Annotated in this window: 28 protein-coding genes and 1 riboswitch; of the genes, 17 read left to right on the forward strand and 11 right to left on the reverse strand. The window is 35.8% G+C overall.

Translation table 11 applies throughout. The features are described from left to right. Nucleotides 1–249: LPXTG cell wall anchor domain-containing protein (locus tag TY13_RS19390; RefSeq protein ID WP_042479372.1), on the forward strand; the 249-nt coding region annotated here is incomplete at its 5' end. Nucleotides 250–271: 22 nt separating this feature from the next. Continuing rightward, complete coding sequence (gene srtB / locus TY13_RS19395; protein ID WP_042479374.1) at nucleotides 272–1,051, forward strand: class B sortase; 780 nt, start codon at nucleotides 272–274, stop codon at nucleotides 1,049–1,051. Nucleotides 1,052–1,349: 298 nt separating this feature from the next. Here the strand turns inward: srtB and TY13_RS19400 are convergent, their stop codons facing one another. Then, nucleotides 1,350–2,036 (reverse strand): SDR family NAD(P)-dependent oxidoreductase, encoded by a 687-nt coding sequence (locus TY13_RS19400; RefSeq protein WP_042479377.1) that lies wholly within the window; start codon nucleotides 2,034–2,036, stop codon nucleotides 1,350–1,352. An 18-nt stretch (nucleotides 2,037–2,054) separates the two neighbouring features. After that, nucleotides 2,055–2,492 (reverse strand): MarR family winged helix-turn-helix transcriptional regulator, encoded by a 438-nt coding sequence (locus tag TY13_RS19405; protein ID WP_042479381.1) that lies wholly within the window; start codon nucleotides 2,490–2,492, stop codon nucleotides 2,055–2,057. A 379-nt stretch (nucleotides 2,493–2,871) separates the two neighbouring features. Here TY13_RS19405 and TY13_RS19410 point away from each other — a divergent pair, with 379 nt between their 5' ends. The 3 genes from TY13_RS19410 (at nucleotide 2,872) to TY13_RS19420 (ending at nucleotide 5,923) form a co-directional block, all read left to right on the forward strand. After that, on the forward strand, nucleotides 2,872–3,630 hold the full coding sequence (locus TY13_RS19410) for an SDR family NAD(P)-dependent oxidoreductase (protein ID WP_042479383.1): 759 nt from the start codon (nucleotides 2,872–2,874) through the stop codon (nucleotides 3,628–3,630). A 406-nt stretch (nucleotides 3,631–4,036) separates the two neighbouring features. Further along, on the forward strand, nucleotides 4,037–5,032 hold the full coding sequence (locus tag TY13_RS19415; RefSeq protein ID WP_042479386.1) for a DUF4822 domain-containing protein: 996 nt from the start codon (nucleotides 4,037–4,039) through the stop codon (nucleotides 5,030–5,032). 75 nt (nucleotides 5,033–5,107) lie between these two features. Beyond that, nucleotides 5,108–5,923, forward strand: coding sequence for an ankyrin repeat domain-containing protein (locus TY13_RS19420; RefSeq protein WP_081797054.1), 816 nt, complete (start codon nucleotides 5,108–5,110; stop codon nucleotides 5,921–5,923). A 146-nt stretch (nucleotides 5,924–6,069) separates the two neighbouring features. On the opposite strand, the gene TY13_RS19425 is transcribed toward TY13_RS19420, so the two are convergent. Next, nucleotides 6,070–7,209 (reverse strand): MFS transporter, encoded by a 1,140-nt coding sequence (locus TY13_RS19425; RefSeq protein ID WP_042479395.1) that lies wholly within the window; start codon nucleotides 7,207–7,209, stop codon nucleotides 6,070–6,072. An 84-nt stretch (nucleotides 7,210–7,293) separates the two neighbouring features. Then, nucleotides 7,294–7,722 (reverse strand): MarR family winged helix-turn-helix transcriptional regulator, encoded by a 429-nt coding sequence (locus tag TY13_RS19430; protein ID WP_042479398.1) that lies wholly within the window; start codon nucleotides 7,720–7,722, stop codon nucleotides 7,294–7,296. 511 nt (nucleotides 7,723–8,233) lie between these two features. Here TY13_RS19430 and TY13_RS19435 point away from each other — a divergent pair. The 6 genes from TY13_RS19435 (at nucleotide 8,234) to TY13_RS19460 (ending at nucleotide 14,891) form a co-directional block, all read left to right on the forward strand. Next, on the forward strand, nucleotides 8,234–9,235 hold the full coding sequence (locus tag TY13_RS19435) for a LacI family DNA-binding transcriptional regulator (protein WP_042479401.1): 1,002 nt from the start codon (nucleotides 8,234–8,236) through the stop codon (nucleotides 9,233–9,235). Nucleotides 9,236–9,337: 102 nt separating this feature from the next. Then, nucleotides 9,338–10,612, forward strand: a complete 1,275-nt coding sequence (gene hisD / locus TY13_RS19440) for a histidinol dehydrogenase (protein ID WP_042479439.1) — start codon at nucleotides 9,338–9,340, stop codon at nucleotides 10,610–10,612. Nucleotides 10,613–10,642: 30 nt separating this feature from the next. Continuing rightward, the gene (locus TY13_RS19445) at nucleotides 10,643–11,965 is read left to right on the forward strand and encodes a GntP family permease (protein ID WP_195891733.1); all 1,323 of its coding nucleotides are present in this window, start codon (nucleotides 10,643–10,645) and stop codon (nucleotides 11,963–11,965) included. A gap of 320 nt (nucleotides 11,966–12,285) precedes the next feature. Beyond that, entirely contained in the window at nucleotides 12,286–13,236 is a 951-nt protein-coding gene (locus TY13_RS19450) for a 3-hydroxyacyl-CoA dehydrogenase family protein (RefSeq protein ID WP_042479405.1), read from the forward strand. Next, a complete protein-coding gene (locus TY13_RS19455; RefSeq protein ID WP_042479408.1) occupies nucleotides 13,233–13,997 on the forward strand; it encodes an SDR family NAD(P)-dependent oxidoreductase in 765 nt (254 codons plus the stop codon). Before TY13_RS19450 ends, TY13_RS19455 begins: the two co-directional genes overlap by 4 nt. A 129-nt stretch (nucleotides 13,998–14,126) precedes the next feature. Beyond that, nucleotides 14,127–14,891, forward strand: coding sequence for a 3-hydroxybutyrate dehydrogenase (locus TY13_RS19460; RefSeq protein WP_042479411.1), 765 nt, complete (start codon nucleotides 14,127–14,129; stop codon nucleotides 14,889–14,891). Between the two features lie 208 nt (nucleotides 14,892–15,099). Here the strand turns inward: TY13_RS19460 and TY13_RS19465 are convergent, their stop codons facing one another. Both TY13_RS19465 and TY13_RS19470 read right to left on the reverse strand, forming a co-directional pair. Beyond that, on the reverse strand, nucleotides 15,100–15,558 hold the full coding sequence (locus TY13_RS19465; protein ID WP_042479414.1) for a GNAT family N-acetyltransferase: 459 nt from the start codon (nucleotides 15,556–15,558) through the stop codon (nucleotides 15,100–15,102). 79 nt (nucleotides 15,559–15,637) lie between these two features. Next, nucleotides 15,638–16,093 carry an NUDIX hydrolase gene (locus TY13_RS19470; protein WP_042479416.1) on the reverse strand — a complete coding sequence of 152 codons (456 nt, stop codon included), beginning with the start codon at nucleotides 16,091–16,093 and terminating at the stop codon, nucleotides 15,638–15,640. Nucleotides 16,094–16,357: 264 nt separating this feature from the next. Between TY13_RS19470 and TY13_RS19475 the strand changes: the two genes are divergently transcribed. Further along, a complete protein-coding gene (locus tag TY13_RS19475) occupies nucleotides 16,358–16,984 on the forward strand; it encodes an MOSC domain-containing protein (RefSeq protein ID WP_195891734.1) in 627 nt (208 codons plus the stop codon). Between the two features lie 160 nt (nucleotides 16,985–17,144). Beyond that, nucleotides 17,145–17,552, forward strand: coding sequence for an SMI1/KNR4 family protein (locus TY13_RS19960; RefSeq protein ID WP_052344399.1), 408 nt, complete (start codon nucleotides 17,145–17,147; stop codon nucleotides 17,550–17,552). A gap of 34 nt (nucleotides 17,553–17,586) precedes the next feature. Here TY13_RS19960 and TY13_RS19485 read toward each other — a convergent pair whose 3' ends face one another. From TY13_RS19485 to TY13_RS19495, 3 genes are read right to left on the reverse strand one after another with little or no spacing between them, the layout of a single operon-like run. Further along, nucleotides 17,587–18,033, reverse strand: coding sequence for an ASCH domain-containing protein (locus tag TY13_RS19485; RefSeq protein ID WP_042479420.1), 447 nt, complete (start codon nucleotides 18,031–18,033; stop codon nucleotides 17,587–17,589). A gap of 14 nt (nucleotides 18,034–18,047) precedes the next feature. Beyond that, entirely contained in the window at nucleotides 18,048–18,407 is a 360-nt protein-coding gene (locus tag TY13_RS19490) for a hypothetical protein (protein WP_042479421.1), read from the reverse strand. Nucleotides 18,408–18,412: 5 nt separating this feature from the next. Continuing rightward, the gene (locus TY13_RS19495) at nucleotides 18,413–18,667 is read right to left on the reverse strand and encodes a hypothetical protein (protein WP_042479423.1); all 255 of its coding nucleotides are present in this window, start codon (nucleotides 18,665–18,667) and stop codon (nucleotides 18,413–18,415) included. Nucleotides 18,668–18,751: 84 nt separating this feature from the next. On the opposite strand from TY13_RS19495, the gene TY13_RS19500 reads away from it, so the two are divergent. After that, entirely contained in the window at nucleotides 18,752–19,699 is a 948-nt protein-coding gene (locus TY13_RS19500; protein ID WP_230199486.1) for a DUF1963 domain-containing protein, read from the forward strand. Nucleotides 19,700–19,885: 186 nt separating this feature from the next. Here the strand turns inward: TY13_RS19500 and TY13_RS19505 are convergent, their stop codons facing one another. Next, nucleotides 19,886–21,040: a pyridoxal-phosphate-dependent aminotransferase family protein gene (locus TY13_RS19505; protein WP_042479426.1), complete on the reverse strand. Its 1,155-nt coding sequence runs from the start codon at nucleotides 21,038–21,040 to the stop codon at nucleotides 19,886–19,888. A 139-nt stretch (nucleotides 21,041–21,179) separates the two neighbouring features. Next, nucleotides 21,180–21,911 (reverse strand): GNAT family N-acetyltransferase, encoded by a 732-nt coding sequence (locus tag TY13_RS19510; protein WP_042479429.1) that lies wholly within the window; start codon nucleotides 21,909–21,911, stop codon nucleotides 21,180–21,182. 110 nt (nucleotides 21,912–22,021) lie between these two features. On the opposite strand from TY13_RS19510, the gene TY13_RS19515 reads away from it, so the two are divergent. The 3 genes from TY13_RS19515 to TY13_RS19525 all read left to right on the forward strand — a co-directional run bounded on the left by TY13_RS19515 (nucleotide 22,022) and on the right by TY13_RS19525 (nucleotide 25,354). Then, nucleotides 22,022–23,113 (forward strand): helix-turn-helix domain-containing protein, encoded by a 1,092-nt coding sequence (locus tag TY13_RS19515; protein ID WP_042479432.1) that lies wholly within the window; start codon nucleotides 22,022–22,024, stop codon nucleotides 23,111–23,113. 161 nt (nucleotides 23,114–23,274) lie between these two features. Next, nucleotides 23,275–23,375: riboswitch (purine riboswitch) on the forward strand. A 112-nt stretch (nucleotides 23,376–23,487) separates the two neighbouring features. Next, nucleotides 23,488–24,819, forward strand: coding sequence for an NCS2 family permease (locus TY13_RS19520; protein WP_042479435.1), 1,332 nt, complete (start codon nucleotides 23,488–23,490; stop codon nucleotides 24,817–24,819). Between the two features lie 241 nt (nucleotides 24,820–25,060). Beyond that, nucleotides 25,061–25,354: a DUF5316 domain-containing protein gene (locus TY13_RS19525; protein WP_052344401.1), complete on the forward strand. Its 294-nt coding sequence runs from the start codon at nucleotides 25,061–25,063 to the stop codon at nucleotides 25,352–25,354. Nucleotides 25,355–25,829 lie beyond the last annotated feature (475 nt).

Below are 25,829 nucleotides of genomic sequence, written 5' to 3' on the forward strand. Positions count from 1 at the left end.
CCAGGAACACCAGAAGGTAACTCAGAAAATCCAGAAAGCAACCCTGGTTCTAAGGATAATCCTAAATCAAATGGAAACAATGAATCCAAGGGCAATAACAATGGGGCAAACAAAGAATACAAACTAGACAATGTTCCAAAAACAGGAGACGACGGTATGTCGCCAATCTTCTATATGACTTTGGCACTTATGTCCCTAATTATGCTAGGATTCCTATTGTTCGGTAACAGAAAGAAAAAGCACATTTAGTAAAGAAAAAGGCGGTGAGGAAATGAGTAAAATAAGAAAAGTTCTTATCGCCTTTTTCACATTTATGCTCATTTATTCTGTAGTCTTTCTTGCAAGAGGTTACATGCAAGATTATGCTGAAAATCAACAAATCAAAGAACTAGCAGAAATACGGTATAAAGAAAATAAAAAAGGTGAGGGTGTTAAGGCACCCTCGCCTTTTATTACAAAGGTGAAAGAGCCAATCATGCTCCCTGAATTTCAAGAGCTTTACAAGCAAAATCCTGATATCATTGGGTGGCTGAAAATAGACGACACTCGCATTGATTACCCGATTATGCAGAATCAACAAGATACACAGTACTATCTCAATCATGGTTTCGATAAAGAGAAAAACAAAAACGGGCTCCCCTTTTTGGATGAACACAGTCGTATAGATGGCTCAGGCATTCTACTCATTCATGGGCATCATATGAAAAGTGGAGCGATGTTTGCAGATTTGGAGAAGTACAAAAAGGAAAGTTACTATAAGGAACATACAAAGCTACAGTTCAGTACGCTTTTCAAGCAGGAAGAATATGAAATCGTTGCTGTTATTCTATCAAAGGTGTACAACCAAACAGACGATGTTTTTAAATATTATCGAATTGAACAGATAGAAACACCAGACGAATTTAATTCGTATATTCAAAATATTGAACAACTCGCACTTTATGACACGGGCGTAACTGCAAAATATGGAGATACGCTTCTTGTTCTGTCCACATGTGAATACTCAACCGAAAATGGTCGCTTAGCGGTGGTTGCCCGAAAGAGCAAATGACAATGTGAAAAGTATGGAATCGGTCCAAACCACGTTCTTCAAAGAAGGACGTGGTTTTTTAGTTTGAAAAAAATCGTAGAAACCAATAAAACAGCAAAAAATTGCCCGAAAAGTAGGCTGACATGCCGCTTTTCGGACAATTTCTAAGTTCATTATCAAATATTATGGAGTAATAACTGCACGTCGGCGGAGTTGGCCATTATAAATGACCTTCTAAAACTAATAAAACTAATATAACTAATCTACAATTCATTATAAATTGCTACTACATAGTCCATACTTTCCCCTTATTGAAGACTTATTTATTTGCTCCAAATACTAGTCCAGTGGAGCTACTAGCTGGTAAAATTGCCAGCTTTACTATACCATCAACAACTGTAGCTGGATCTCCTTCTCCATAAGGGTTTTGTTCTGTTTTCAAATTCCCAGGATCAAACATGTTTACTAATATACCATGTTGTTTTTCTTCGAGTGCTACCGTTCGCATTAAACCTTCTAAACCTGCTTTAGCAGCAGAATAGGCACCTAAACCTTCGTATTCAAAGTTTGCCATCGCTGAAGTAATCGAAACAATTCGACCATACTGCTGTTTTCTCATTATCGGAAGAAATGCATTAGTTACTAAGAAAGAAGTATATAGGTTGAGACGAATCGTATGATCCCAAATCGACGGCGTCATATCATGTACTGTGCTGTAATCGCCAGTTCCACCAACGTTATTAATTAACACATCAATTCGATCTACTTGAGCGATTAGTTGTTCACGCAGTCTGTTAACTTCTTCTGAATTAGTTACATCCACTTGGAATACAAGGGATTGTCCACCTGCCTGTTCAATAATCTGTGCTACTTCCTGCAATTTTTCCTTACGTCTTCCTATCAATATAACTTTTGCTCCTTCAGCAGCAAATTGAATGGCTGTTGCACGGCCTAATCCAGTTCCTGCACCTGTCACTAACGCAACTTGATTCGTCATTAATCCCATATTTAAAGCCCCTTACTATTATTTTATTTCTAATAACTCACTTGCTTCATGGAGCGAGTGAATTAATTGTTGACTATGCTCTCTATCCAGAATTTCCGAATGTCGTAAATAAATTTTATTCAAACTTTCATATATTTCGTCACATAAAGATTTTCCTTCTTCCGTTAAATAAAACAAAATATATTTACCATCACGCTTACGTTCTACAAATTTGTTTTTTACAAGTTTTTCAATGAACCTTGTACTTGTCGATGGAGCAATCGAAAGCTTTTGGCATAGTTCTTTTTGGGAGATACCTGGATAATCATTGATTGTAATGATTAAATACGCGTAAGAAGGGGGTATGTCCATTGACGAAAATGCTTCCTCAGCCAATTTTTCCATCTGCCTTGCGAACCGAGCAGCCGTAAAATAAAGGCAGTTACTTAGCAAATAATCAGAATTGGGTGTCTGCATAGTAATTCATCCTATCCATCTGAATTTTTTCCTTTATTACACGAAGTTGTGCTACATTTTTTTCTTTCAACAATCCCTTCTCCTTTTTTGATTGATGTTTGTAAAGCTAAATCCAGGTAAACGTTTGTATATACAAACGTTTGTTGGTTTTAATTATATTTATGTTTTGCTAAGTTGTAAACAAAATTGCTTTTGCTTAATCTTAATTTCTTAAAATAAGTCTAAATATTCACGTTATTCCGTATATTTCAAGAAGGAAATGCCAAGGGTAAAGTGGAAATTAAATATAGGAGGTATGTAAATTAAACACAACCTATAGAAATAAGCGGATTTTCTAAAATCTGCATTGCATAGTCTATCAATACAAGGAGGAATAAAAATGGAACTAGCAAATAAGGTTGCCGTAATTACTGGAGCAGGAAGTGGAATTGGACGAGCGAGCAGTATTAAATTAGCATCTCTTGGCGCAAAAGTTATATTGGTTGATTTCAATCAAGAAACAGGAGAAGGTACGTTAAATCTTGTTAAAGAGCAAGGTGGAGAAGGAATTTTCATTCAAGCAGATGTATCGAAGAGTGAAGATGTGCAAAATTATGTAAATAAAGCGGTTGAAACATATGGTCAAATTGATATATTTTTTAACAATGCAGGGATAATCCAAAAATTTGCTCCCTTTATCTCAGTTGAAGAATCGGAATTTGACCGTATCATGTCTGTCAATGTTAAAGGGATATTCCTTGGGTTGAAATATGTATTGAAAGTGATGGATGAGCAAGGATATGGCTCTATAATAAACACTGCTTCAACAGCAGGAATTCGAGCAGAACATAGCGTAGCTGTATACTCTGCGAGTAAACATGCGGTTGTAGGTTTAACTAAAGGTGCTGCATTAGAATACGCCAAAAAGGGAATTCGAATTAATGCACTTTGTCCAGGTGGTGTGCAAACAGCATTAACCGCTAGTGTTGCTGAGCAGTTTGAACAAGGTGGTTATATTCCAGAAGAATTACCGAATATGCGAATGGGCCGTTATGCAGCTCCTGAAGAACTTGCAGAAATGGTCGCTTATTTAGCATCGGATAAAGCAAGCTACATGACAGGTTCAATTGTTGTTGTCGATGCGGGGTTAACTTTATAAATGTGTGTTTACTTAATATTTAAATAACATCTACAATCAAGCGAAATTATACAACCAGTCGTCGGTAAATTACCGGTGACTGGTTGTTTTTTTACTGAGGATAAAGCAACGTATAAATTCACAGAAGTTATTCACAAAGCTGAAATTCTAGCTGTACTTATTCATTTTAAAATTGAAAAAAGACTAGGAAGAAAGAGATATTTTTTAACCTTATAAAGAGCGCTAGTGTTTTTCTAAATGGTTAATATTTCAGTAAAATAGCAAAAAGTTGACCGGAAAGCGGCATGTTAGCCTATTTTTCATAAATCTAAAATTTGTTTATTTAGTGTTTATTTTTTATTTATCTGGGTTTTATACTCGTCCTTTATTATTAAGTTAGACGAAATATAAAGGAGATGCAAAATATATGTCAGTAAAAAGTAATTTATTAATGGTAATGTTGAGTGGTGCACTTGTTATGACGGCTTGTAGCGCTAATGACAGTGAGGGTGAAAACAAAGAGCAAGAAACAGTAGCTCAGGAAGAAGCCACAACTCAAGAAGAGGTAACAAATCAAGAAGAAGCAGCACAAGATGAAAATGTATCGAAGGGCGAAGAATTCACTAAAATCCTTACTGCTACTAACTGGCAAGGTACAGAAGTATATGATGAAAAAGGAAATAATTTAACTGAAGAAAATAGTAATTTTATTGGATTGGCAAAATACGAACAAGAAACAAACCGTTATGAATTTTTTGATAAAGCGACAGGTGAAACACGTGGGGATGAAGGTATATTCTTTATCACTGAAGATGGGGCGAAACGAATTTTAATTTCTGAAAGTATGGGTTATCAAGCAGTTGTAGATATCACAGAGCTGAATGATGAAATATTCACTTATAAACGAATGGGTGTAGATAAAGATGGTAACGAAGTAGAAGTATTTGTTGAACACGTACCATATACTGAAGCTGAGCTTGAGTTTACTAATGGTGGTAAGGAGTTAACGAGTGAAACAGGCGAAATCGTTAAAGATAAAGAAGGTCGTCGTATTTTAGGCGAAACTTTATGGAATGGTACAGTCGTGTTAGATAGCAAAGGCAACGATGTAACAGAGTACAATAGTAATTATATTAGTATCGCTAAATTTGATGCAGCAACTAGTAAATATGAATTTTTCAATTTAGAAACTGGTGAAAGCCGTGGAGACTTTGGTTATTTTGATGTAATTAATGATAATAAAATACGTACGCATGTATCAATCGGAGAAAATCGTTATGGTGTAGCATTAGAGCTTACGGAAATAAACAGTGAGCGCTTTACTTACAAACGTATGGGCGTAGATGCTGATGGCAATGAAATCGAAATCTTTGTAGAACATGAGCCTTATAAAGGTGAATTTAATCCTTCTTTTGGATTTTAAAAATTAGTGAGGGGGCCTTTGTTGCCTCCTCACTATTACCCATTTCAAAAAAACTAAAAGGAGCGCTATATATTTATGAATTTTAAACGTATTAATCGACAAATTGCCTTACCTCTCTTTCTTTTTCTTATGACAGGCTGTCAAAATCAAGATAGTGTAGAGCAGACAAGTAGGGAACTAGTAGAAGAACAAGTGGTAGAGGATGTAGTAGAAAAAAATGAGTCGGGAGAAGAGGCACAAGCAGTAGAAAATGAAGAGACATCTACAGAAGTTGAGAGTGAAAAAGTAAACTTTGAGCACGGAAGCCTTCTAAAAGCCGTAAATGAAGGAAATCAAGAATTAGTGCGTTCTATATTAGAAGATTCTGATTACCCAATAGATGAAACGAATAACAAAAATGAAACCCCCTTATTAATCGCTGTTCATAATAACGAGATCGAGATTAGTAAAATGCTTATAGATCACAACGCAGATATAAATAAACAGGATGCAATTTCTGATACCCCTTATTTATATGCAGGTGCTGAAGGCAGAACTGAAATACTAAAGTATATGCTTGAAAATGCTACACCTGACGAGACGATTTTAAACCGCTTTGGTGGGAATGCTTTAATTCCTGCTGCTGAAAAAGGGCACTTAGAAAATGTTAAATTGCTTCTTGAAAAGAGCGAGAGCAATATTGATTTTCAAAACAACTACGGCTACACTGCACTTATTGAGGCAGTAGCTCTAAGAAATGGTTCAAAGGTATATCAAGACATTGTTCGCGTTTTAATGGAAAATGGAGCAAACCCCAATTTAAAAGATAACTATGGAAAAACAGCGCTAGATTATGCGAAAAAATTAAACTATGTTGAAATAGAGAAGATTTTACAGGAGTATAAACAATAAACTTATGTACTACAAATAGCTTGAATTTAATTGCAAGTGAAGCCCTTCAAATTCGCGGTGATGCTGGATTTTAAGGGCTTTTTTATAAAATAAAGGCTAATTAACACACTCGATGTGTTAACAATCTAAATTGCTTTAAGATAGCATTATTTAGCTTGTAATTTATATGTTAATAAAGCAGCAAGAAAATAAGCAATGGCACATAAAATCCCAACGGCAATGAAAGAGAAAATATTTAGAAGCGTAATACTAAGTATACTTAAAACAGTTGCTCCAAAATACATTGCTGATGTGTTTAAGGACATTACTGTTGTTCTAATTTCATCGCTTTGATTAGACATATAGGTGTTTATTATATTTTGACCAAAGGCATATGCAAATGACCAAATGATATTCAAGACAATGGAAACATAAAGCAACTTTTCATTCATAGTTAATAACATAATAGAGAATAAAGAAGCGATAGACACCGCTAGTAATAAACCTTTCTTATTATGTGGTTTATTCATTACTTTGCCGCTAGCTAGGCTGCCTAAAACACTTGCAATTCCTGCCATAAGCAAAATACTTCCGATAAGGGAAGGAGATAAGTCGAAATATTGGCTATAGTAAATACCTATGATAGAAAAAATAGCTTCTAACCCACCATAATACATGAAAGAAATTAACAATGTGAGTGTCACGGTACGATTAGAAAGTGCTTTGGCTATCATATTTACAATAGAGCTTGAGCTAGTAGATTTAAACTGTGGAATAACAGCCCCTATGACAATAGACATAAATATGCCGATTACACCAATAATGAAAAATGGAACTCTCCAATTAAATATATCTGTGATAAAGCCAGCAATGGGGATACCGATAACAGTTGGCAGAATTAAGGCTGCTGTAACGGAGCCCATTACTTTTCCTCTTTGTTCATAGTCAATAACTTCCCCCACAATAGAATAAACGATAGGTTGAATTAAAGCTGCACCTAAACCTGCTAGTATTCTAAATCCTATCAATGTAAATAAAGAATTGGCTAGCCCTGTACTAAAAGTTGCGATAGAAAAAATAATAATCCCAGCTAAAAGTACTTTCTTTTTCCCAATTCGATCCGATATACTGCCCGCAATTAAACCGAAAACGGCATATGCCAAAGCATAAGATGTAAACAAAATTCCGCTGATTTCCATGTTTATATTTAAATTCTCGCTTATAGCTGGCAACATTGGGACAGTAACGATTAAATCAAAACCGACCAAGAAAGATAATATACATAACACAATAACAACTTTTTTCATATTAATTCTCCTTTTGATTAATTGATTAATAATTAAGTGATTAACTATTTTGGGAAATAAAACCCTATTATTTCAAATAGGGGTCTATATGCGGGTCATTACAGATAATAACTGCGCTTTTTCATCTTTATTTAATTCACTAAATAAGCTTTTTACTACTTCTTCGTAGATTGGCCATGCTTTCGCTAAAATATTTTTCCCATCTTCCGTCATTGTCACTTTAATTTTTCTACGATCATTTTCATCAAAGGTTCTTTTGATATAATGGAGCTTTTCTAAAGCGCTTAACAAACCGCTAATATTCGATCGAGTGACAGCAAGTTCATCGCCTAATTCAGAAGGTAAAGCTTCATAATTTCGTACTTCTAACATATATAACAAACATAGTCGACCTAAATTTAAATCAAATATTTTGAGTCTTGCATCTAAAATTTTAGTTAACTTACTTGTTTTTTGATGTAATGTAAGAAAGAGCTCTATCTCAATATCTGGATTATTGAGGGGATTGGACATATGTTGTTCATTTCCTTTCTAAGTAGTTAATGAATTTATTATAACAGCAAATGATTAACTGTCAAATAGTTAAGTGGTTAACTAAGGGTTGGGAAGGTAACAGACTATAGTCGAACGTTCTTGCCATTATTAAAAAAATATGTGTGATGCTTGCGATACACATATTAGAAGATAAGGAATTACGACATATGATAACCAAATTTGTGAGTATTATAAACAATCCAGAGGTAATCAGGGATTTTTCTGCTGACTTCCTCTGCATTTTTCCGTAAATACAGGTTGTTCAACAAAGTTAAAGATTTTTTTGTATTTCGATATAATTCATGTACTATATTTTTCAATTCCACTACCCATCGCTTTTTTCTTATTGATGTTCAAGGCTTAGGAAGTTGTTCTTCCTTCAAATTTATGTTCTTAATTGTTGATAATAAAATAGGAATATGATCTATTCAAATATGCTATGATGCATTTATAATACAACTTTCAATTTATATGAAGGGGCGAGATAAATTTGATTCCAAAAGTTACAGCAAAAGATGTTGCGAAGTTGGCAGGGGTTTCACAGTCCTCTGTTTCACGTGTTTATTTTGAAGGCGCATCAGTCTCAGCTAAAACAAAGAAAAAGGTACTAGAAGCAGCAGAGGAATTGGGCTATCGACCTAATGAATTTGCCCGCAGCCTTATTACCAATCGTACAAAAATTATTGGGCTTGTTATGAAAGGCGTACAGAATCCTTTTTATCCCCAAGTATTAAAGCAATTTACCTCCGAATTTAAAAAAATAGGCTATAGCATTTTATTCGTCCATACAAATAATGATGAAATTCAAAAAGATGATATTGATATACTATTAAACTATCATGTAGCAGCCGTAATAATTACAGATGCCACTTTATCATTAAGTGCAATGGAAGAGTTTAAAGATAATAAAATTCCAGTAGTTCTATTTAATCGAAAAGTAGTGAAGAGTGATTTTTATTCTGTATGCTGTAATAATTTAAAGGCAAGTGAAGCTATTGGGGAGTTTTTAATTGCAGAAGGTTGCACTAAATTAGCTTATATTGCAGGTAATGCAAATACATCAACAAGTATAGAGCGTGAGAGAGGATTTACTAATATTGTAGAAAAACATAATGTCCATTTAAAAAAATATTCATCTGATTATACGTATGAAGGTGGCTATAATACAGCGCGAGAAATTATTTCGAAAAAACAGTTGCCTGATGGGTTTTTTGTGGCAAATGATATTATGGCTTTAGGTGTTCTTGATGCTTTACGGGAAAATCAGATTGCAGTTCCAAATGACACGAAAGTAGTAGGGTTTGATAATATCGAGATGGCATCCTGGCCAACATATAATTTAACAACTTGGGAACAACCTATGGATGAAATGATTGCAGAAACAATGACTTATTTAATAAATGAAATCGAAAATTATACTGGAATAGCTAAAAATATTGAAATTGATGGTAAATTAATTGTGCGAGAAACAACAAAAAAGGGGGTTGACTAATTGAAGGTTTTAGCATAACCTTCTCTTATAGATTTTTGCATACGTATGCAATTATTTCACTTTTTAAAAAATATAGGACTTTTCAGAAGGGACATGATGGGGATGCAAATTTTAAAAGCAGGAAAATCGCAAGAAGAGGTTAGTGCAAATGATTACAAAGTGTCACAAATTGTAGCTGAGGCTATTAAAGATGTTGAAGTAAGAGGGGATCAAGCAGTACGTGAATTATCGGAAAAATTCGATAAATGGTCGCCGCAATCGTTCCGCTTAACAGAAACGCAAATAAAAGAAATCGTTTCTAAAGTGCCTGAAGAAGTGATTAAAGATATTCAATTTGCTCAAAAAAATATTAGAGAATTTGCAGAAGCACAGCTCGCTTCTTTACACGACGTGGAAGTTGAAAATATTCCAGGAGTTATTTTGGGGCATAAAAATATTCCAGTAAATAGTGTTGGATGTTATATCCCAGGTGGTCGTTATCCAATGGTAGCATCTGCTCATATGAGTGTTTTAACCGCGAAAGTAGCTGGAGTAAAACGCGTAATTGCTTGTACGCCGCCAATTAATGGTGAAATACCACATGCAACAATTGCTGCAATGTCCTTAGCTGGTGCAGATGAAATTTACTTATTAGGTGGTATTCAAGCAATGGCTGCAATGGCTATAGGTACAGAAACAATCCAAGCTGTGGATATGATTGTTGGACCAGGTAATGCATTTGTAGCAGAGGCGAAGCGCCAATTATATGGACGTGTAGGAATTGATTTATTTGCAGGTCCAACTGAAACATTAGTAGTAGCAGACCATACTGCTGATGCAGAAATGGTTGCAACGGATATTTTAGGACAAGGGGAGCATGGACCAACATCTCCTGGGGCTCTTATTACGACATCGAAAGGGCTAGCTGAAGAAACAGTAAAAGAAATCGAACGTCAACTAAAATCATTACCAACTGCTGATATTGCTAGAGTTTCATGGGAAGATTACGGACAAATTTTATTAGTGGATTCGATTGAAGAGGCATGTATTGAGGCGGATCGCTTAGCATTTGAGCATGTTGAAATTTTAACGGAAGATCCTAATTATTTCCTTGAAAACATGACGAATTATGGCTGTTTATTTTTAGGGCCAGAAACAAATGTAGCATATGGAGATAAAGTAATTGGGACAAACCATACTTTACCAACAAAAGGTGCAGCTCGATATACAGGTGGTTTATGGGTAGGAAAGTTCATTAAAACAGTTACTTATCAAAAGGTTACACCAGAAGCAAGTGCATATATAGGGGAATATGCTGCACGTTTATGCCAATTAGAAAATTTTGCGGGGCATGCAGAGCAAGCATTGCTTCGAGTAAGAAGATACGGCAACAAGTAAACCATTTCGGATGGGACTGGGGGAAATAAAATGTTGGGAATGATTGGGTTATTTGGCGGATTAGCTTTGTTAATTTATTTGACAATGAAGGGGATGAATCTCCTTATCGCAGCACCACTAACAGCACTATTTGTTGGAATTTTAAATGGTTTACCATTATTCCCACAGTTAGCTGAAGAGGGAGCGGCCAACTTTTTAACTAACTATATGACAGGATTTACAGGATTTATTGCATCTTGGTATTTAATGTTTTTAACAGGTGCTATATTCGGTAAAGTAATGGAGGATAGTGGAGCTGCCGACAGTGTTTCACAAATGATTGTCAATACAATTGGTATGAAACGAGCGGCTTTAGCGGTAGTAATTGCTTGTGCTGTACTAACTTATGGTGGCGTTAGCTTATTTGTGGTAGCGTTTTCTGTCTATCCAATGGCGCTTAGTTTATTTAAACAAGCAAACTTGCCAAGACGCTTTATTCCAGCGGCACTTGGCTTTGGGTCAACGACTTTTACAATGACTTCAGCAGGTTCTCCAGAGATTCAAAACTGGATTCCTATTGAGTTTTTAGGTACATCACCATGGGCTGGTGCAGAAGTCAGCATTATTGTTGCGGTATTTATGATGGTATTTGGTTATTGGTGGTTGAAAAAAATGATTGCTAAAGCTGTAGCAAAAGGTGAGCACTTTGTTAGTAGGGAGACAGATCCTTCGGGTGCTGCACGCACAGAATTGCCTAATCCATTTTTAAGCATGATTCCATTGTTGGTTGTATTGATTGTTTCGTTTATTTTCCACGATTCATTAGGGACTTCCGCTTTAATCATTGCGTTGACAGGTGGTATTGTTTCGACATATATCATTAATCGAAAATATTTCAAAAATCTTGGTCAAGCTTTTGGAGAAGGAGCACTAGGCGCTGTTATTGCTATTGCTAATACAGCAGCAGTTGTGGGATTTGGTGGCGTTGTAAAAGCGACGCCTTCATTTGCAGCAGCGGTAGATTTTATGACGGATATTCCAGGTAGCCCTCTTATTGGTGGAGCTTTAGCAGTTGCAGTAATTGCTGGTTTAACAGGCTCGTCTTCAGGTGGACAGGCAATTGCTTTACCTTTATTAGCACCGCATTACTTAGATTTAGGTGTCAATGCAGAGGCACTCCATAGAACAGTAGCAATCTCTTCGGGCTCACTAGATTCTTTGCCACAAGGTGGTTATGTTGTAACGACTATTCGTTCGATTGCAGGCGAAACACATAAGGATGCTTATCCTGCATTTGGTGCATTAACAGTTGTAGTCCCACTTTTAGGAGTTATTTTAGCTGTTATTTTATTCTCTATCGGTTTAGGTATTTAACTTGATTCAGCAAATGTTTGTTGTATCGAAAGCGAAGCGGCAGATACAGAAGTCCCCCGCTTCTATAAGTGGCAGGATGAATGTAGGAAAAGTAACGAAATCCGAGGGAGTGACCAAACTCCGTGCTCCTGCGGTTACTCGTCGCAATTACGCCAAGGCGTAATTGATATAAATATAGGTGCTGTCAGGAAAGCGGGTTAGTAACAGCATTTCCTGACAGCTATTTGTACTTTCATGATAGAGGTTACCTTTTAAAAAAGAATAACAAAGACAAGCTTTAGGGAGTTAAGCTCAAATTTTAAGAAAAAGGGGCAATATGTATGGAAGCGGTTTCAATTATTGGTTGTGGAACGATGGGACATTCAATTGCATTATCAGCAGCTTGGGCAGGTATGCAAGTGAAGGTGTATGGTGTAAATAAAGAAGATATTTATAATGCGGAAAAGGGATTGCAGCAAAAAATAAATATATTATGCGCAAATGATCTTTTCGATGAAAAGAAGGGGCTTAGTATCCAGCAAAATATTACTTTATCTGATCGATTAGAAGACGTGATAATGGATTCGAGCTTTATAATTGAGGCAATACCAGAAGTGCTAAATTTAAAAAAAGAGATGTATAAGAGGATCGAAAGCATTGTTAATAAGCATGTCGTTATTGCAAGTAACACGTCAGGCTTTAAGCCAAGTTTATTAGCAGAGGGAATGCAACATCCAGAGCGATTGATTGTTACTCACTTTTGGAATCCAGCTCATTTAATTCCTTTAGTTGAAGTTGTGAAAGGGAAAGACACAGATTTAGAAACAGTGGACCGCGCTATGCAGGTGATGAAGGAAATGCATAAACAGCCTATTTTGCTGCAAAAAGAAATACCAGGTTTTATTGGGAATCGACTGCAATATGCGTTGTTTCGAGAAGCACAGTCTATTCTTGATGCAGGTGTAGCAACAAAGGAAGATATTGATGCAGCAGTAACCTATAGTATTGGGCGACGTCTACCTGTAACTGGTCCATTGATGACAGCGGATATGGGGGGCTTAGATGTCTTTGTTGCTATTTCAAACTATCTATTTGAAGATTTGAGTGTAATGTCACAATCTGGCACAGTCCTTACGCAATTAGTGGAAGATGGAAAGTTCGGTTACAAAAACGGAGAAGGCTTTTATAATTGGGACATAGACTTTGCTACACAGAAAAATATAGAACGTGAGCAAACATTAATTCATTTCTTGAAAAATGATATGAAAATAAGAAGGGAGGGGCAACAATGACTGCTTTCTTTTCTGAATTAGCTGGTAAAACAGTTGTCGTCACAGGTGGAAGTAAAGGGATTGGTAAAGATATTGCATTAATATTTGCTAAATTGAATGCAAATGTGGTGATTGCAGGACGTAATCAAGCAAGCCTAGATGCAGCATTACAAGAACTGCATGTCTTTAATGATAAATGCTTAGCTATACAAGGAGATTTAAGCCAAGTTGCCAATGCCGTATCATTAATAGAGAGGGCTGTTGCAGCATTTGGCACAATAGACATACTTGTAAATAATGCCGGAGTAAATATTGCTAAGCCAGCGGTAGAAGTGACAGAGGAAGATTGGGATACGGTTTTAAATTTGAACTTAAAATCAGCCTTTTTCAGTAGCCAAGCAGCAGCAAAATATATGATGACTCAAAAAAAGGGCAAAATTATTAATATTGCTTCACAAATGGCTTTTGTAGGTTATTATAATCGTGCTGCTTACTGTTCTAGTAAAGGTGGCCTTGTCCAATTAACAAAGGCGTTAGCGGTAGAATGGGCGCAGTGTGGTATTAAAGTAAATGCAGTAGCCCCAACATTTATTGAAACAGAATTAACAGAGAAAATGTTTACAGACGAAGCATTTAAAGCTGATGTAGGAAAACGAATTTTATTAGGAGAACTTGCACAACCGCAAGATATTTCAGGTGCTGTCTTGTATTTAGCATCAGATTTAGCGAATTTTGTGACGGGGGAAACAATAAAAGTCGATGGGGGCTGGACAGCTATTTAGCGATGTCAAACTAAAAAATAAAAAGCTACTACCTATTTAAATGAAAGATATTCAGCTAAAATATAGGGTAATAAAATTAACAGAGTGTAGATAAGTGTTGACGATACTGTTGTGTAGGGAGGAGATACTATGAACGGCAAAGTACTATTTATTACTGGTGCAGCAAAAGGTATTGGATTGGATATCGCAAAGGCGTTTGTTGAGGCGGGAGCAAATGTTGTCATTTCTGATTTAACACAAGAATCAGTGGACAATGCGGTTGTTCAATTAAAGGGACAGGCTGTTGGAATTACTTGTGATGTCACAAAGGAAGTAGATATCCAGCATGCGATAGACTTTACTATAAACACTTATGGCCGACTTGATATTTTAATTAACAATGCAGGCATGCAGCATGTATCAATGATTGAGGATTTCCCTACAGGAAAATTTGAGCTTCTTGTGAAAATAATGTTAACTGCACCGTTTATCGCAATAAAGCATGCATTGCCACATATGCGAAATCAGCAATTTGGGCGAATTATTAATATGGCTTCCATTAATGGTGTAATTGGATTTGCTGGAAAAGCGGCATATAATTCAGCCAAGCATGGTGTAATAGGTTTAACGAAAGTAGCAGCTCTAGAAACAGCAACGGATTCTATTACAGTGAATGCAATTTGCCCAGGATATGTAGATACAGCGCTTGTAAGAAACCAATTTGAAGACTTAGCAAAAACGCGCGGTATTCAAGTAGAGCAAGTATTAGAAGAAGTACTCTACCCACTTGTTCCGCAAAAAAGATTGTTGGATACCCAGGAAGTAACAGATTTAGCACTCTATTTGGCAAGTGATTCTGCTAAAGGTATGACAGGTCAGGCAATTATTTTAGATGGTGGTTATACAGCTCAATAATTTCAGTTGTGCATCTGATAATGAACAAATCAGGTATGATGCTGATGTTCACATACATACCCGAAAAGTGTAATATTCTAGGCGATAAAGAAGCTTAAAAGGTGATTTAGTTAGTAGAAATGCACCTAATATTCTCTAAATACTCTGATGGTGTATAATTATCCGAGTGATAATATTGTACACCATTTCTATTTTTTTATTGCTTTAATTATTTGGAGGAGGGAAATAGCATTTCAGAAAATCGCTTCAACATTGTGATAGATGTTCCGGAAACGCCAAAATCCTCAAAACCTAATTTTTTATATACATGAACTGCTGCATGATTTTTAGGATCGACACTTAGAGAAATAGATTTATATCCCTCATCTATTGCTTTTTGTATAATACTTTGCATCAGTAAAGTGCCTAGCCCAACTCCTCTTGCCTCTTGGCAAATTGCTATCCCTAATTCAGGTGTGTTACTGTCTACATATCCATATCCCTTATTTGTGTCATCAAATAATCTATACCATACAGCACCTATTGCTTGGTTATTCGAATCTAATGCTATTAAAGCTGCGTCTCCTTCTTTTCCCCAGTCTTCATGATATTTTTTGAGATGAGGGGAGTTTAGTAGCTCTATTTTATTCGGTTTATTTTCAGGAATATGTATAGATTCATATAGCATATCTGTTAAAAAATCTAGCTGACAATTTTCAAAATCTCGTATAGTAAAAATATTTATTCACAGCCTTTCTAAATTTAAACTACAGCTTATCTGTTGAAATATACCCAATCTTTTCAAGCAATTTTACCGTTGTATAATTTAAGTTTGGTAACTGATTCAAAGCGAAGTATTGTAAATCTTTGCTTTCCTCATCTAGTTTCAGCGTTCCTGTGACAGCATTTGCTTTAAAAATGGCAGTTGCATTATAAATTTCATCTCCATGTGGAAATTTATAATAGAGTTCTTTCCCAGAGGCTAATCCAATCAGCTTCAATTCTTGGGCAATTAATCCTGTCTCTTCAAACAGTTCTTTTTGTGCGGTTTCTTCAAAGCTATCTCCCATTTCCATGCCGCCACCTGGAAGCCCCCAATCATTTGTATCTGACCGTAACTGTAATAGTATTTCACTCTTTTCATTTAAAACAACGATTGCTGAACCAGGTGCAATAATCGGTTTTGTTCCAATGTATTGACGTACATATTTTATGTAGTTCATATTTCCTCCAATAAGTATTCTAATTTAGTGACTGAAAATTCTATCTAAAGAGGAATTATATCATAATGGTATGTGAAATGGTAAATACGGAATAAGTGGGACTATCTTGAAATGGCTATTTGTTTTACCTGAAGGAAAAAATAGAATGAAGATTGCTGGTAAAGTAGCGTATATAGTAAACTAAAAAAAGATTGTATTGTTGTTAGCTTAAGGGGGATTACATTGGAGAATAATAGAGCAACTATTCATACGCTGGCAGTAGGTATGCCGAAAGAATTGCATTATGGTAATGGGCGTTCCATGATTTCTGGAATTGAAAAGCAGCAAGTGCCTAATGTGTATTTAGCAAGTAGTGGATTTGAGGGAGACGATGTTGCGGATAAAAAACATCATGGCGGACCTGACCGTGCAGTTTGCTTATATCCTTTGGAGCACTATGCACAATGGGAGCAAGAGTTAGGTAAAACATTACCGATAGCAGCATTCGGTGAGAATTTAACAGTAACAAATATGAAAGAAGCAGATGTTTGTATTGGTGATATTTATAAAATTGGTGATGCGGTAATTCAAATTACACAAGGACGTGTTCCATGTAGCACGATTGATAAATATACTGAGGCAACCACTTTACTTAAACGATTAATTGAAACAGGTTATACGGGTTATCTTGCGCGTGTGCTAGAGGAAGGAACAATTTATGCAGATTCGAAAATCGAGCTGCTTGAAAAAGATTCTGCACAAATTTCAATCTTGTATTGTAACGAGGTGTATTTCCAAAATAAAGATGCTGATGCGATGCAACGTATTCATGCAGTAGATGCGCTAGCAGAAGAATGGAAACAAAAATTAGAAAAAAGAATTCAAGTGCTACATAGTCGTGCAGTAAAGTAGTGTATACGTAGCACGATAAGAAAAAGTTTGGGGTAGGATAGTAGGTTTTCTCCAAGCTTTTTTGCTTGAATACGATTACTTTTGAAATGTAAGAAAGCAGCGAACTTTACACTGAACGATAAAACAGGTCACTGTGAAGCGAAATAATATGGAGGTATAAATGATTAAAGCAGAATTGGATTCTAAAGAGTGGATTATGGAATTGTATGAGCCAGCAACAGTAGAAGAAATCCAGCATGCTGAAAAAGAGCTGCAAATTGTGTTACCCAAAGTATACATAGAGCTCTTACATGTATCAAACGGGGTGCTTGGCAATTTAGCTAAGCTATATTCCACTGATGAACTAGTTGAAATGAATAAAACCTATGAAGTACAAAGCTATGCACCAGGCTATGTTTCTGTGGGGAACGATAATGGCGGATACCATCTTTTAATGAAGGCTGAAGAAGGTGCTATTAATTTTCAATTAGTAAGTGATGGATATGGTGTTCCTGCTGAAACTGATGTAACAGATAAATTCCTTGCGTGGTTGGATAGTGACGAGGGAGATCCATGGAGAAATGAGTAACTTGAGAAAAGCCTTCACAAAGAAAGTGAGGGCTTTAAATGTTTTTAGGATACACTTTCCTAAATCGCTCACAAACAACGAGCATATCAGGAGAAAATTCTAAGTTATATTGTTGTAAAAGCGGTGTAAAGAAGCTTACATGGGCATCCCACCAATATTGATAATCACCTTCACCTTCCGCTAAAGCAAATTCCTCTGTTACTTCATTCATCGGTATAACTTCGACTGATTGAATTTCGATTATAGCAACAGGTTCATTGTTGCTGTTTAAGACAATCGAATATTCTCTGGCTTTCGGTAATTCCTCGTTTTCAAGCTGATAAAAGACATATCCTGAAGTTGTAGCTGTTTTCTTGCCCTGACAGACTAAATCAGCTAACCAATCAGCCGATACACCAAATTGAAAAGCGTCGGTATATTTAACATCTGTTAAATTATTTTCTTGGCAAAACTCTTCCCAAAAAAGCTGAAATTGGTTCATATATAACTCTCCTTTTATTCTTTCTCTAGAGCCCTATCTGCTTCTCGCTGCAATTCTTTTTCAATTTCGTGCATTGCTATAATTCTATTATCTAAATACTCTAATGTACAAAGTTCTTCATCACAATAAATATGAAGCTTTGCACCTGTAGCGGCTAAATCTGTTAGCAGCTGTCTAAAGCGAGCAGTATGATCAATTTTTAACAAATCATCTACAACATCGTAAGCATATAAATCGTGGCTAACTACATAATTATTATTTTCGATATTGCTTTTAATTGTGTGAATCGACAGCGCGGCATTAAATTTTCGAATAAGTGTAATATATTTTAGGATATTTTCATCATTGTCGATTTTGATTTGCACAATACTCATATGCTTCAGCTCCTTAGATAAAGCATTTTATTTTCATTTAAAGGGGTATCAATTCTAAGTAATTCTTTGATTTTTAAGAAGCGGCTATCTCCTTCTGCAATTTCTACTCTTGCTCCATAAGTCGTGTAGGCGACAAAATATGCTGCTCCTTCAAAATAACATAGCCCAGTATCGTCATACATAGATTCTAATCTTTCATAAGTAATTTTCTGAATGTCTTCAAATGGTAGATTAAATATTTCAATGATTTCTTTCACCATCAAAACCTCCTTTTAGATAACTGTAACATCGCAAGATAAATATGGTAAACTGAAAAAAATATTGATTACATAGAGGAGGGTACTATGATAAGAGAGACTTGGCGTAAACAGGAAATTACAAATGTGTTGAATAAGTATGATGTTACAGATAACGAAGAGTTAAAAGCCTTATTTCTGGAGCACACTAAAATTTCGTTACGATTTGAGCTTGAGGGTGAGGAAACCTTTGAGCAAGTTGGAAATAGTCGTATAGCAGGGAGACCTGATTTACCACCATCTATTACGTGGCCATGTACAGATGACGGGGAAGCGTATACTTTTCTTGCGCAAATAAATTTAAGCGAGTTGCCATTTTTGCCTTCGAATAGCTGGCCAGCGACAGGCATGCTTTATTTCTTTTTAGGCTTGGATGAACCAGCCTATGATATTGATCATCAAATTATTTATTATAATGGCGATTTAACAAATTTAATTTTGGCAAATCTGCCTGAAGGGATAGAAGAGGTAAACGCTGATGAACGTGAATTTGTTTCTCACCGCATTACATGGTATCCACACTTATCATTGCCAGATTTAGGAGAGGACTCAGATGTGCTACTAGAGGAGCATGAGGACATTTATACAGAGGTGTGCGATGTTAGTGACGCACTTGCTGGAGGGTTGCAAACATGGGCTGGGGAAACACAGCTTGATGCTTATCTATGCCGTAATGGGATGAGTAAGCTGTTATTTAATACGTATAAAACCCCTGAAAGGTTAGAACAGGAGGCGGAAGAGGCATTTAAAGATGGGCGTAATCAATATGCTGAGCATCTTGAAAAAGAAGTGTTGCCGCTTTTATGCCAATATAAAGAACAAGAAGAGCATCATCAACAATCCGCAAAAAATTGGCAAGTATTATTCTCATTATCATCCTTAAGTGAGGTGAATATGTGTTGGTGGGATGCCGGGTTTCTTGAATTTTTAATTGATATTGAGGATCTAAAAGAAGGTCGCTTTGATAATACTTATCTTAATTTAGCAACGAGCTAATACCTCATGTAAAGGATTATTTTAGATTAATTACTCTAGTGCAGACTTTTTTCAAACTTGCGAGGGAATACATTTTCTACTGAATCAAGATAAAGTGAACCTTCAATCAGTGGGGGATCAAACAGCCTGTTAATACGGGATAAAAAATGGGAATGCAGATATTAGCCTGCTTTCCCATTAGCTTCTTTATTTATTGCTTTCTAAAAAGACTTTTTGCGCAGCTAATATACCAGCACCTGCTGTGAAGTCATACTTAAAATCTTGTAGAGCAGCTTCAATTAATGAAACGGCCTGTAACACATCGCTTGGGAAGCAGTAGCCCATATGACCGAAGCGGAAAATTTCCCCTTGTAACGGTCCAAGCCCTCCTGCGAAATCGAGATGGTATTTCGCCTTTATATGTGCAACAAAGTCACCTAACGCAATGCCTTGCGGTGTTTTGATTGCAGTAATTGTTGGAGAAGCATAGGCATCAACCGTTAATAGCTCTATATTTAATGCTGTCATTGCAGCACGCACCATGTTTTTCATAATATCGTGACGCTGGGCAGTTTGTTCAATACCACCTTCTTCAGCAATTAGCTTACATGCTTCGTTTAAGCCGTATAATAGTGTGATAGCGGGTGTATTCGGTGTCATACCTTTTTCAGCCCAATTTTTATAGCTTAATAGATTTAAATAATAAGCATGTGTATTATTGTCTTCGATTACTTGCCAAGCACGCTTACTTACAGCAACTAATGATAAACCAGGAGGCAACATCATTGCTTTTTGGGAGCCTGTTACTAAAATATCGATACCCCATTCGTCCATTTTTGCTGTTACACCGCCGATGCAGCTTACACCGTCTACAATAACGAGCGCATCTGTTTCCTCGCGTACAACCTTTGTTAATTCTTCAATCGGATTCAAAACCCCTGTAGATGTTTCGTTGTATGTTATAAAAACAGCTTTTACTTTCGGTACATGCTGCAAAAATTCACGTAGCTCTTGTGCAGTACAAGCTTCTCCCCAAGCCTTCTCTAGCTTATGTACTTGGAATTTGTGCTGTTCGCAAATTGACACAAAGTAATGGCCAAATGCACCAACAGTAATAATAACAACATCCTCACCAGCTGAAACGGTGTTTACAGCTGCAGCTTCAAGTGCCGCTGTACCACCTGATGGTAAAAATAATATTTCTTCCTCAGTGCCGAATATAGGTTTTACTAAGTTAACAGTTTCACGATACAGTGAAACAAACTCTGGTGTGCGATGACTAATGATACTTTTATTCATTGCTAGCTCGACACGTTTCGGAATTGGTGTAGGGCCTGGGTGACGCAAAATATTTTCATACATAGGTTGCCATCTCCTTTAAAAACTGAATTTTCCAACTACATACTATAATAAGAAATATTTCAGGAAATAGACAGTGTTTTGCTGTAAATTCTTCATTAGATTTAGGTCAACTTAAAAATCTATAGAGGCTTTGCACTGATTAAGAAAGATCTTGTGAGTCTGGTGAAATAACTTCCCATTGACCATACAATGTTAGCCCACTAGCTTTTGCTAGAGAAACGGATGCTGTATTGTCTAGCTGGCATCGATATTGTGGCTCATAGCCTTTTCCGTAAGCATACTGACTAATTGCACGTACTACTTTGCGAGCATGCCCTTGTCCACGAAATTGTGGTAATGTTAAAACACCAAGATCAGCAAGCTTTGAGCTCCCCCATGGATACATACTAGAAGCACATGCTAAACGTTCTTCAGCAAAGGAGCCGAATACTGTCCAGTGATCTAATTCAACATAAGCATCATCTAAATCTTGCTCCGATGCTGAGCCTTCAAACTCAGAAAATACCTTTGCATCTTGTTCGTTTAGTTGACGTATATTTTCGGCAGTAATTTCTGTACATACTTTTCCTTTTTCTTCTTCAGTAAAATAAAAAATATGGTCAGCATCGTGTAATAGAATATTTGCTGTATGTAGTTTATTGCGGAAAATTTCCTCAGTCATAGGTTGTTCCTTGGAAAGTCGTAATTTTGTCGCGATTGCAGGTGTAATTACAGCATAAACTTTGTCATCGGCTGTTGTTAGCACCATTACTCGGCGGTTTTCTTCTAAATGAGGATTAATTATACAGTGAAAATGATCATCGCTATAAAAAACGTCATGATTAAATGATTCACCCCAAAAGTCTGTAATTGTTTGTGAAAATAAAGTCATTGCTCTTCCTCCTTTTACATACTACTTTAACGATGTAATTCTGAAAACGCAACCAATGTCAAAATACTAGTCTTTTAATCATTAAAATAATAAGTAAGGAGTGATACATAATGAAGTATGTCGTGCAAAGGATGATTGATTGGGTGGAGGAGCGTTTGTTTGAAGGCTTTTCGTTAGTCGAGTTAAGTGAAAAAATGGGGTACTCACCATATTACTGCTCTTTTAAATTTCATCAATTAACGGGAGTAAGTTTAAAAAGATATATGGCTCTAAGAAAAATATATCTGTCCTCTTTTGCTTTAGCGAAAACAAACGAAAGAATACTGGATATTGCTTTGAACCATGGCTATTCTACTCAGGAGTCTTATACAAGGGCTTTTAAAGAAATATTTGGTATAAGCCCGAATGCCTACCGTCAAAATCCTAGGCCTCTTCAATCATATGTAAAGCTTACAATTACAACAGAGGAGATTTATACAATGGATATTTCAAAAAAATTACGAATAGAAGATTTGCAAAATGGCATTAAGGAGCAGTTTGATGCAGATGTATTAAATATTTTAAATGGGGAAGAGATGTTTAAGAAATTTAAGGAGCAACAATTAATGGGCGCAAGTGATTATGCACCATTCAATGAAGCGATGTGTGTCAATGATGTCACTTATCCGATTTTTAGTAATGAGTTTAATGTAATGCGAGCACAAGGGCACAAAGTGACATTACAAGACTACGAAGCAATTACATTAGCCCCTTTGAAAGGTAATTTATTATTTAAAAAGTATAGCTGTATTGTGCTATGGTTTGGCGAAGATATGTTTTGCCAAATGAACTTATTAACAGTGCTAGCATATTTAGAGCAAATAAATTATAAAGGCACAGTTTATTATCATGCTGTACAGGAGCAAACGTACGATGTGAAGGAAACTATCATTCAATTAGGAGGTTACAGCTCTTTATATAAAGAAGTATTAATGGAGAAAAATATGCCAAATAAAGAAATGATGCCTGTAATGTATCAGGGGATTCGATTATATATGGAGCTGCAAAAAGAAGTGAATGAAATAACAAAATATATCAAAGCTCATGATCAACTAACGAGATATGAGTTAGTGAAAAGTTTACTAAAAGTTTTCCCACAGTATGGATTAGGTGATACACAATATATCGAAATAATAAATAAAGTGCAAGGAAATGAAAGCTAATCTAAAATGCTCCTTAATAAGGGGCATTTTTCTTTTATTGATGCTTGAGGTAATGAAGTGAATAAGAAAAAGAGGGGCGTTTTCACGAACTTTATGATAAGAAATTTAAGAAATGTTCGGAAATGAGTTGAAAAGCAAAAGGTGAGGTGATATATTATTGAATGTAAATTAAATAACGTCGTCGTATAATAGCGGGAATAGGCTCGCAAGTTTCTACCAAATCACCGTAAATGATTTGACTACGATTTAAGTAAATTTGTATTGTAGTATATATTTACTTCATTCGTAGACATGTCGACTTTAAAAAAGACATGTCTTTTTATTTGCTTTTATTTCCTACGATTATAGGCGATTATACGGAGGAATAAACCACAATGAAAAAATATTTCGAGTTTGATAAACTTGGAACGAACTATCGAAGAGAAATTCTTGGTGGATTCACAACATTTTTAGCAATGGCTTATATTTTAGTTGTTAACCCTATGACGTTAACACTACAAGACATACCAGATTTACCAGAGGCTCTCCGTATGGACTATGGGGCAGTATTCGTAGCAACAGCTGTGGCTGCAGCAATTGGTTCATTTATTATGGGGATTTTTGCAAAGTATCCATTAGCGTTAGCACCAGGTCTTGGTTTAAATGCATTCTTTGCTTATACAGTCATTTTAACGAACGGTAGCCCTTGGCAGCACGCATTAGCTGCGGTATTTGTATCAGGAGTGTTTTTCTTACTTTTAACATTAACAGGCTTGCGTGAAAAATTAATTAATGCAATTCCGATGGAGCTTAAATTAGCTGTTGGTGCAGGAATTGGTTTATTTATCGCATTTATCGGTTTAAAAAATGCAGGAATCGTAGTAGCAAATCCTGCAACCTTTGTGGGAATTGGTAACTTAACAGACCCACAAGTATTATTAGCGATTTTCGGTATTATTATTACAGTTATTTTCTTAGTTCGTGGTATTAAGGCAGGGGTATTTTTAGGGATGGTTATTACTGCAGTAGCAGGTATGTTGTTCAGTTTAGTTGATTTACCATCAAGCATTGTTGCAGCACCCCCGTCAATTGAACCAACATTTGGTGCATTGTTCTCAGCATTTCGTGATGCAGAATTTTACACATTATCAATGCTATCGGTAATTTTAACGTTTTTATTCGTTGATTTCTTTGATAACGCAGGTACATTAATGGCTGTAGCGAACCAAGCTGGCTTTGTTAAAGACAACAAGCTACCACGCGCTGGTAAAGCGTTAATTTCTGATTCAATTGCTACAATAGTAGGCTCTATTTTTGGTACTTCTACAATTACTTCATTTGTTGAGTCATCATCAGGTGTAGCAGCAGGTGCTCGTACAGGCTTTGCCTCTATAGTAACCGGCATATTATTTTTATTATCTTTATTCTTCTTACCATTGTTAAGTGTTGTAACACCAGCTGTAACGGCTCCAGCTTTAATCGTTGTAGGTATATTAATGGTTGCATCACTAGGTAAGATTGATTGGGAAAAATTCGAAGTTGCTGTACCAGCATTTTTCACGATGTTAATGATGCCATTAACATTTTCTATCGCAACAGGTGTAGCAATAGGCTTCGTATTTTATCCATTAACAATGATCGTTAAAGGTCGTGCCAAAGAAGTTCATCCGATAATGTATGTTTTCGGTCTAATTTTCTTACTTTATCTTGCAACGGCAACACATTAATAATTAGCAATCAAGCTACTCAGGCGAACTATTCGTTTGGGTAGCTATTTTATTTTGGTAGCGTAATGGCTATCGTATGGATTCGATGGATTTTTTTAGACAATTAACGAAACCATAACAGAATCTAGTTGCCTCAGGTGGATTTCCCTATCAAATTTACTACCCACTGAATTGAAATAAAGTGAAACAATAAGGCAATGCATACGTATAACATTAATAAGAATGATAGGAGGGGATGAAGGTGAAGAGAAGGTACTTTCTTTATGGTATTGTGTTAGCTGTCGGTGCTGTAATAGTTGCGTTTATTTTAGGTGATATACAAAAGGTGGTTAACATTGCTGGGGGAGTAGGTCTTATTTTGCTAGTGATTAGCATGCTTTTATCAGGAGCATTCATAAGTGGAGATCGTATGCGGGCTAACTTATTATCAGAAACGAAGGAAAAAAAGGATCAACGTCATAATCATATAGAAAAACTTTTAATTATGTCGCTCCCATCTTTAGGTATTGCCATTCTTTTTTATTGGTTGCTGTAGTTTGTTAAAAAAATAAAACCAAGGTAGAGAAATTAAGTTCAAGGGTGCCACACTGAACTGATTAAAATTGTGTTACTTGATAAATATTTTAAATTTATTTTCTGTATTTGTTTGAAAAAAATCTGAATTAGAGTTAGTTCAGTCGTAATAGAGTTTGCTATTTTTCATTCGATAAGTAAAAATGCTTTGTCTCATATATAATAGGTAGAAACTTGATATTTTTATTGTAATTAAAGTCTGAATATTTTTATTTTAAATAAATGGTTGCAATTTATAATGAGATAGGTGTATATTAATAAACGTTGTTGCGAAACACACGCAAAACAAAAATAAAAAAGTTGTTGACAAATAAAGATGATTGCTTTATAGTATTAAACAGTCGCTTGAAAAAAACGACAACAAAATGAACCTTGAAAACTGAACAAGCAATACGTGAATGAATAAAGTTTCATTGAATAGATGAAACACAATTTTG

The sequence above is a fragment of the Bacillus ndiopicus genome, from assembly GCF_000612805.1.
GTDB lineage: Bacteria > Bacillota > Bacilli > Bacillales_A > Planococcaceae > Metasolibacillus > Metasolibacillus ndiopicus.

What these genes read in the sequence shown, in the direction of transcription:
- TY13_RS19445 (WP_195891733.1), top strand. Translation starts at nt 10,643, where the DNA reads ATGTTGGGAATGATTGGGTTATTTGGCGGATTAGCTTTGTTAATTTAT.
- TY13_RS19490 (WP_042479421.1), bottom strand. Translation starts at nt 18,407, where the DNA reads ATGAGTATTGTGCAAATCAAAATCGACAATGATGAAAATATCCTAAAA.
- TY13_RS19515 (WP_042479432.1), top strand. Translation starts at nt 22,022, where the DNA reads ATGAAGTATGTCGTGCAAAGGATGATTGATTGGGTGGAGGAGCGTTTG.
- hisD (WP_042479439.1), top strand. Translation starts at nt 9,338, where the DNA reads ATGCAAATTTTAAAAGCAGGAAAATCGCAAGAAGAGGTTAGTGCAAAT.
- TY13_RS19505 (WP_042479426.1), bottom strand. Translation starts at nt 21,040, where the DNA reads ATGTATGAAAATATTTTGCGTCACCCAGGCCCTACACCAATTCCGAAA.
- srtB (WP_042479374.1), top strand. Translation starts at nt 272, where the DNA reads ATGAGTAAAATAAGAAAAGTTCTTATCGCCTTTTTCACATTTATGCTC.
- TY13_RS19485 (WP_042479420.1), bottom strand. Translation starts at nt 18,033, where the DNA reads ATGAACCAATTTCAGCTTTTTTGGGAAGAGTTTTGCCAAGAAAATAAT.
- TY13_RS19400 (WP_042479377.1), bottom strand. Translation starts at nt 2,036, where the DNA reads ATGGGATTAATGACGAATCAAGTTGCGTTAGTGACAGGTGCAGGAACT.
- TY13_RS19465 (WP_042479414.1), bottom strand. Translation starts at nt 15,558, where the DNA reads ATGCTATATGAATCTATACATATTCCTGAAAATAAACCGAATAAAATA.
- TY13_RS19415 (WP_042479386.1), top strand. Translation starts at nt 4,037, where the DNA reads ATGTCAGTAAAAAGTAATTTATTAATGGTAATGTTGAGTGGTGCACTT.
- TY13_RS19410 (WP_042479383.1), top strand. Translation starts at nt 2,872, where the DNA reads ATGGAACTAGCAAATAAGGTTGCCGTAATTACTGGAGCAGGAAGTGGA.
- TY13_RS19500 (WP_230199486.1), top strand. Translation starts at nt 18,752, where the DNA reads ATGATAAGAGAGACTTGGCGTAAACAGGAAATTACAAATGTGTTGAAT.
- TY13_RS19510 (WP_042479429.1), bottom strand. Translation starts at nt 21,911, where the DNA reads ATGACTTTATTTTCACAAACAATTACAGACTTTTGGGGTGAATCATTT.
- TY13_RS19520 (WP_042479435.1), top strand. Translation starts at nt 23,488, where the DNA reads ATGAAAAAATATTTCGAGTTTGATAAACTTGGAACGAACTATCGAAGA.
- TY13_RS19430 (WP_042479398.1), bottom strand. Translation starts at nt 7,722, where the DNA reads ATGTCCAATCCCCTCAATAATCCAGATATTGAGATAGAGCTCTTTCTT.
- TY13_RS19420 (WP_081797054.1), top strand. Translation starts at nt 5,108, where the DNA reads ATGAATTTTAAACGTATTAATCGACAAATTGCCTTACCTCTCTTTCTT.
- TY13_RS19460 (WP_042479411.1), top strand. Translation starts at nt 14,127, where the DNA reads ATGAACGGCAAAGTACTATTTATTACTGGTGCAGCAAAAGGTATTGGA.
- TY13_RS19470 (WP_042479416.1), bottom strand. Translation starts at nt 16,093, where the DNA reads ATGAACTACATAAAATATGTACGTCAATACATTGGAACAAAACCGATT.
- TY13_RS19495 (WP_042479423.1), bottom strand. Translation starts at nt 18,667, where the DNA reads ATGGTGAAAGAAATCATTGAAATATTTAATCTACCATTTGAAGACATT.
- TY13_RS19450 (WP_042479405.1), top strand. Translation starts at nt 12,286, where the DNA reads ATGGAAGCGGTTTCAATTATTGGTTGTGGAACGATGGGACATTCAATT.
- TY13_RS19425 (WP_042479395.1), bottom strand. Translation starts at nt 7,209, where the DNA reads ATGAAAAAAGTTGTTATTGTGTTATGTATATTATCTTTCTTGGTCGGT.
- TY13_RS19455 (WP_042479408.1), top strand. Translation starts at nt 13,233, where the DNA reads ATGACTGCTTTCTTTTCTGAATTAGCTGGTAAAACAGTTGTCGTCACA.
- TY13_RS19475 (WP_195891734.1), top strand. Translation starts at nt 16,358, where the DNA reads ATGCCGAAAGAATTGCATTATGGTAATGGGCGTTCCATGATTTCTGGA.
- TY13_RS19405 (WP_042479381.1), bottom strand. Translation starts at nt 2,492, where the DNA reads ATGCAGACACCCAATTCTGATTATTTGCTAAGTAACTGCCTTTATTTT.
- TY13_RS19960 (WP_052344399.1), top strand. Translation starts at nt 17,145, where the DNA reads ATGATTAAAGCAGAATTGGATTCTAAAGAGTGGATTATGGAATTGTAT.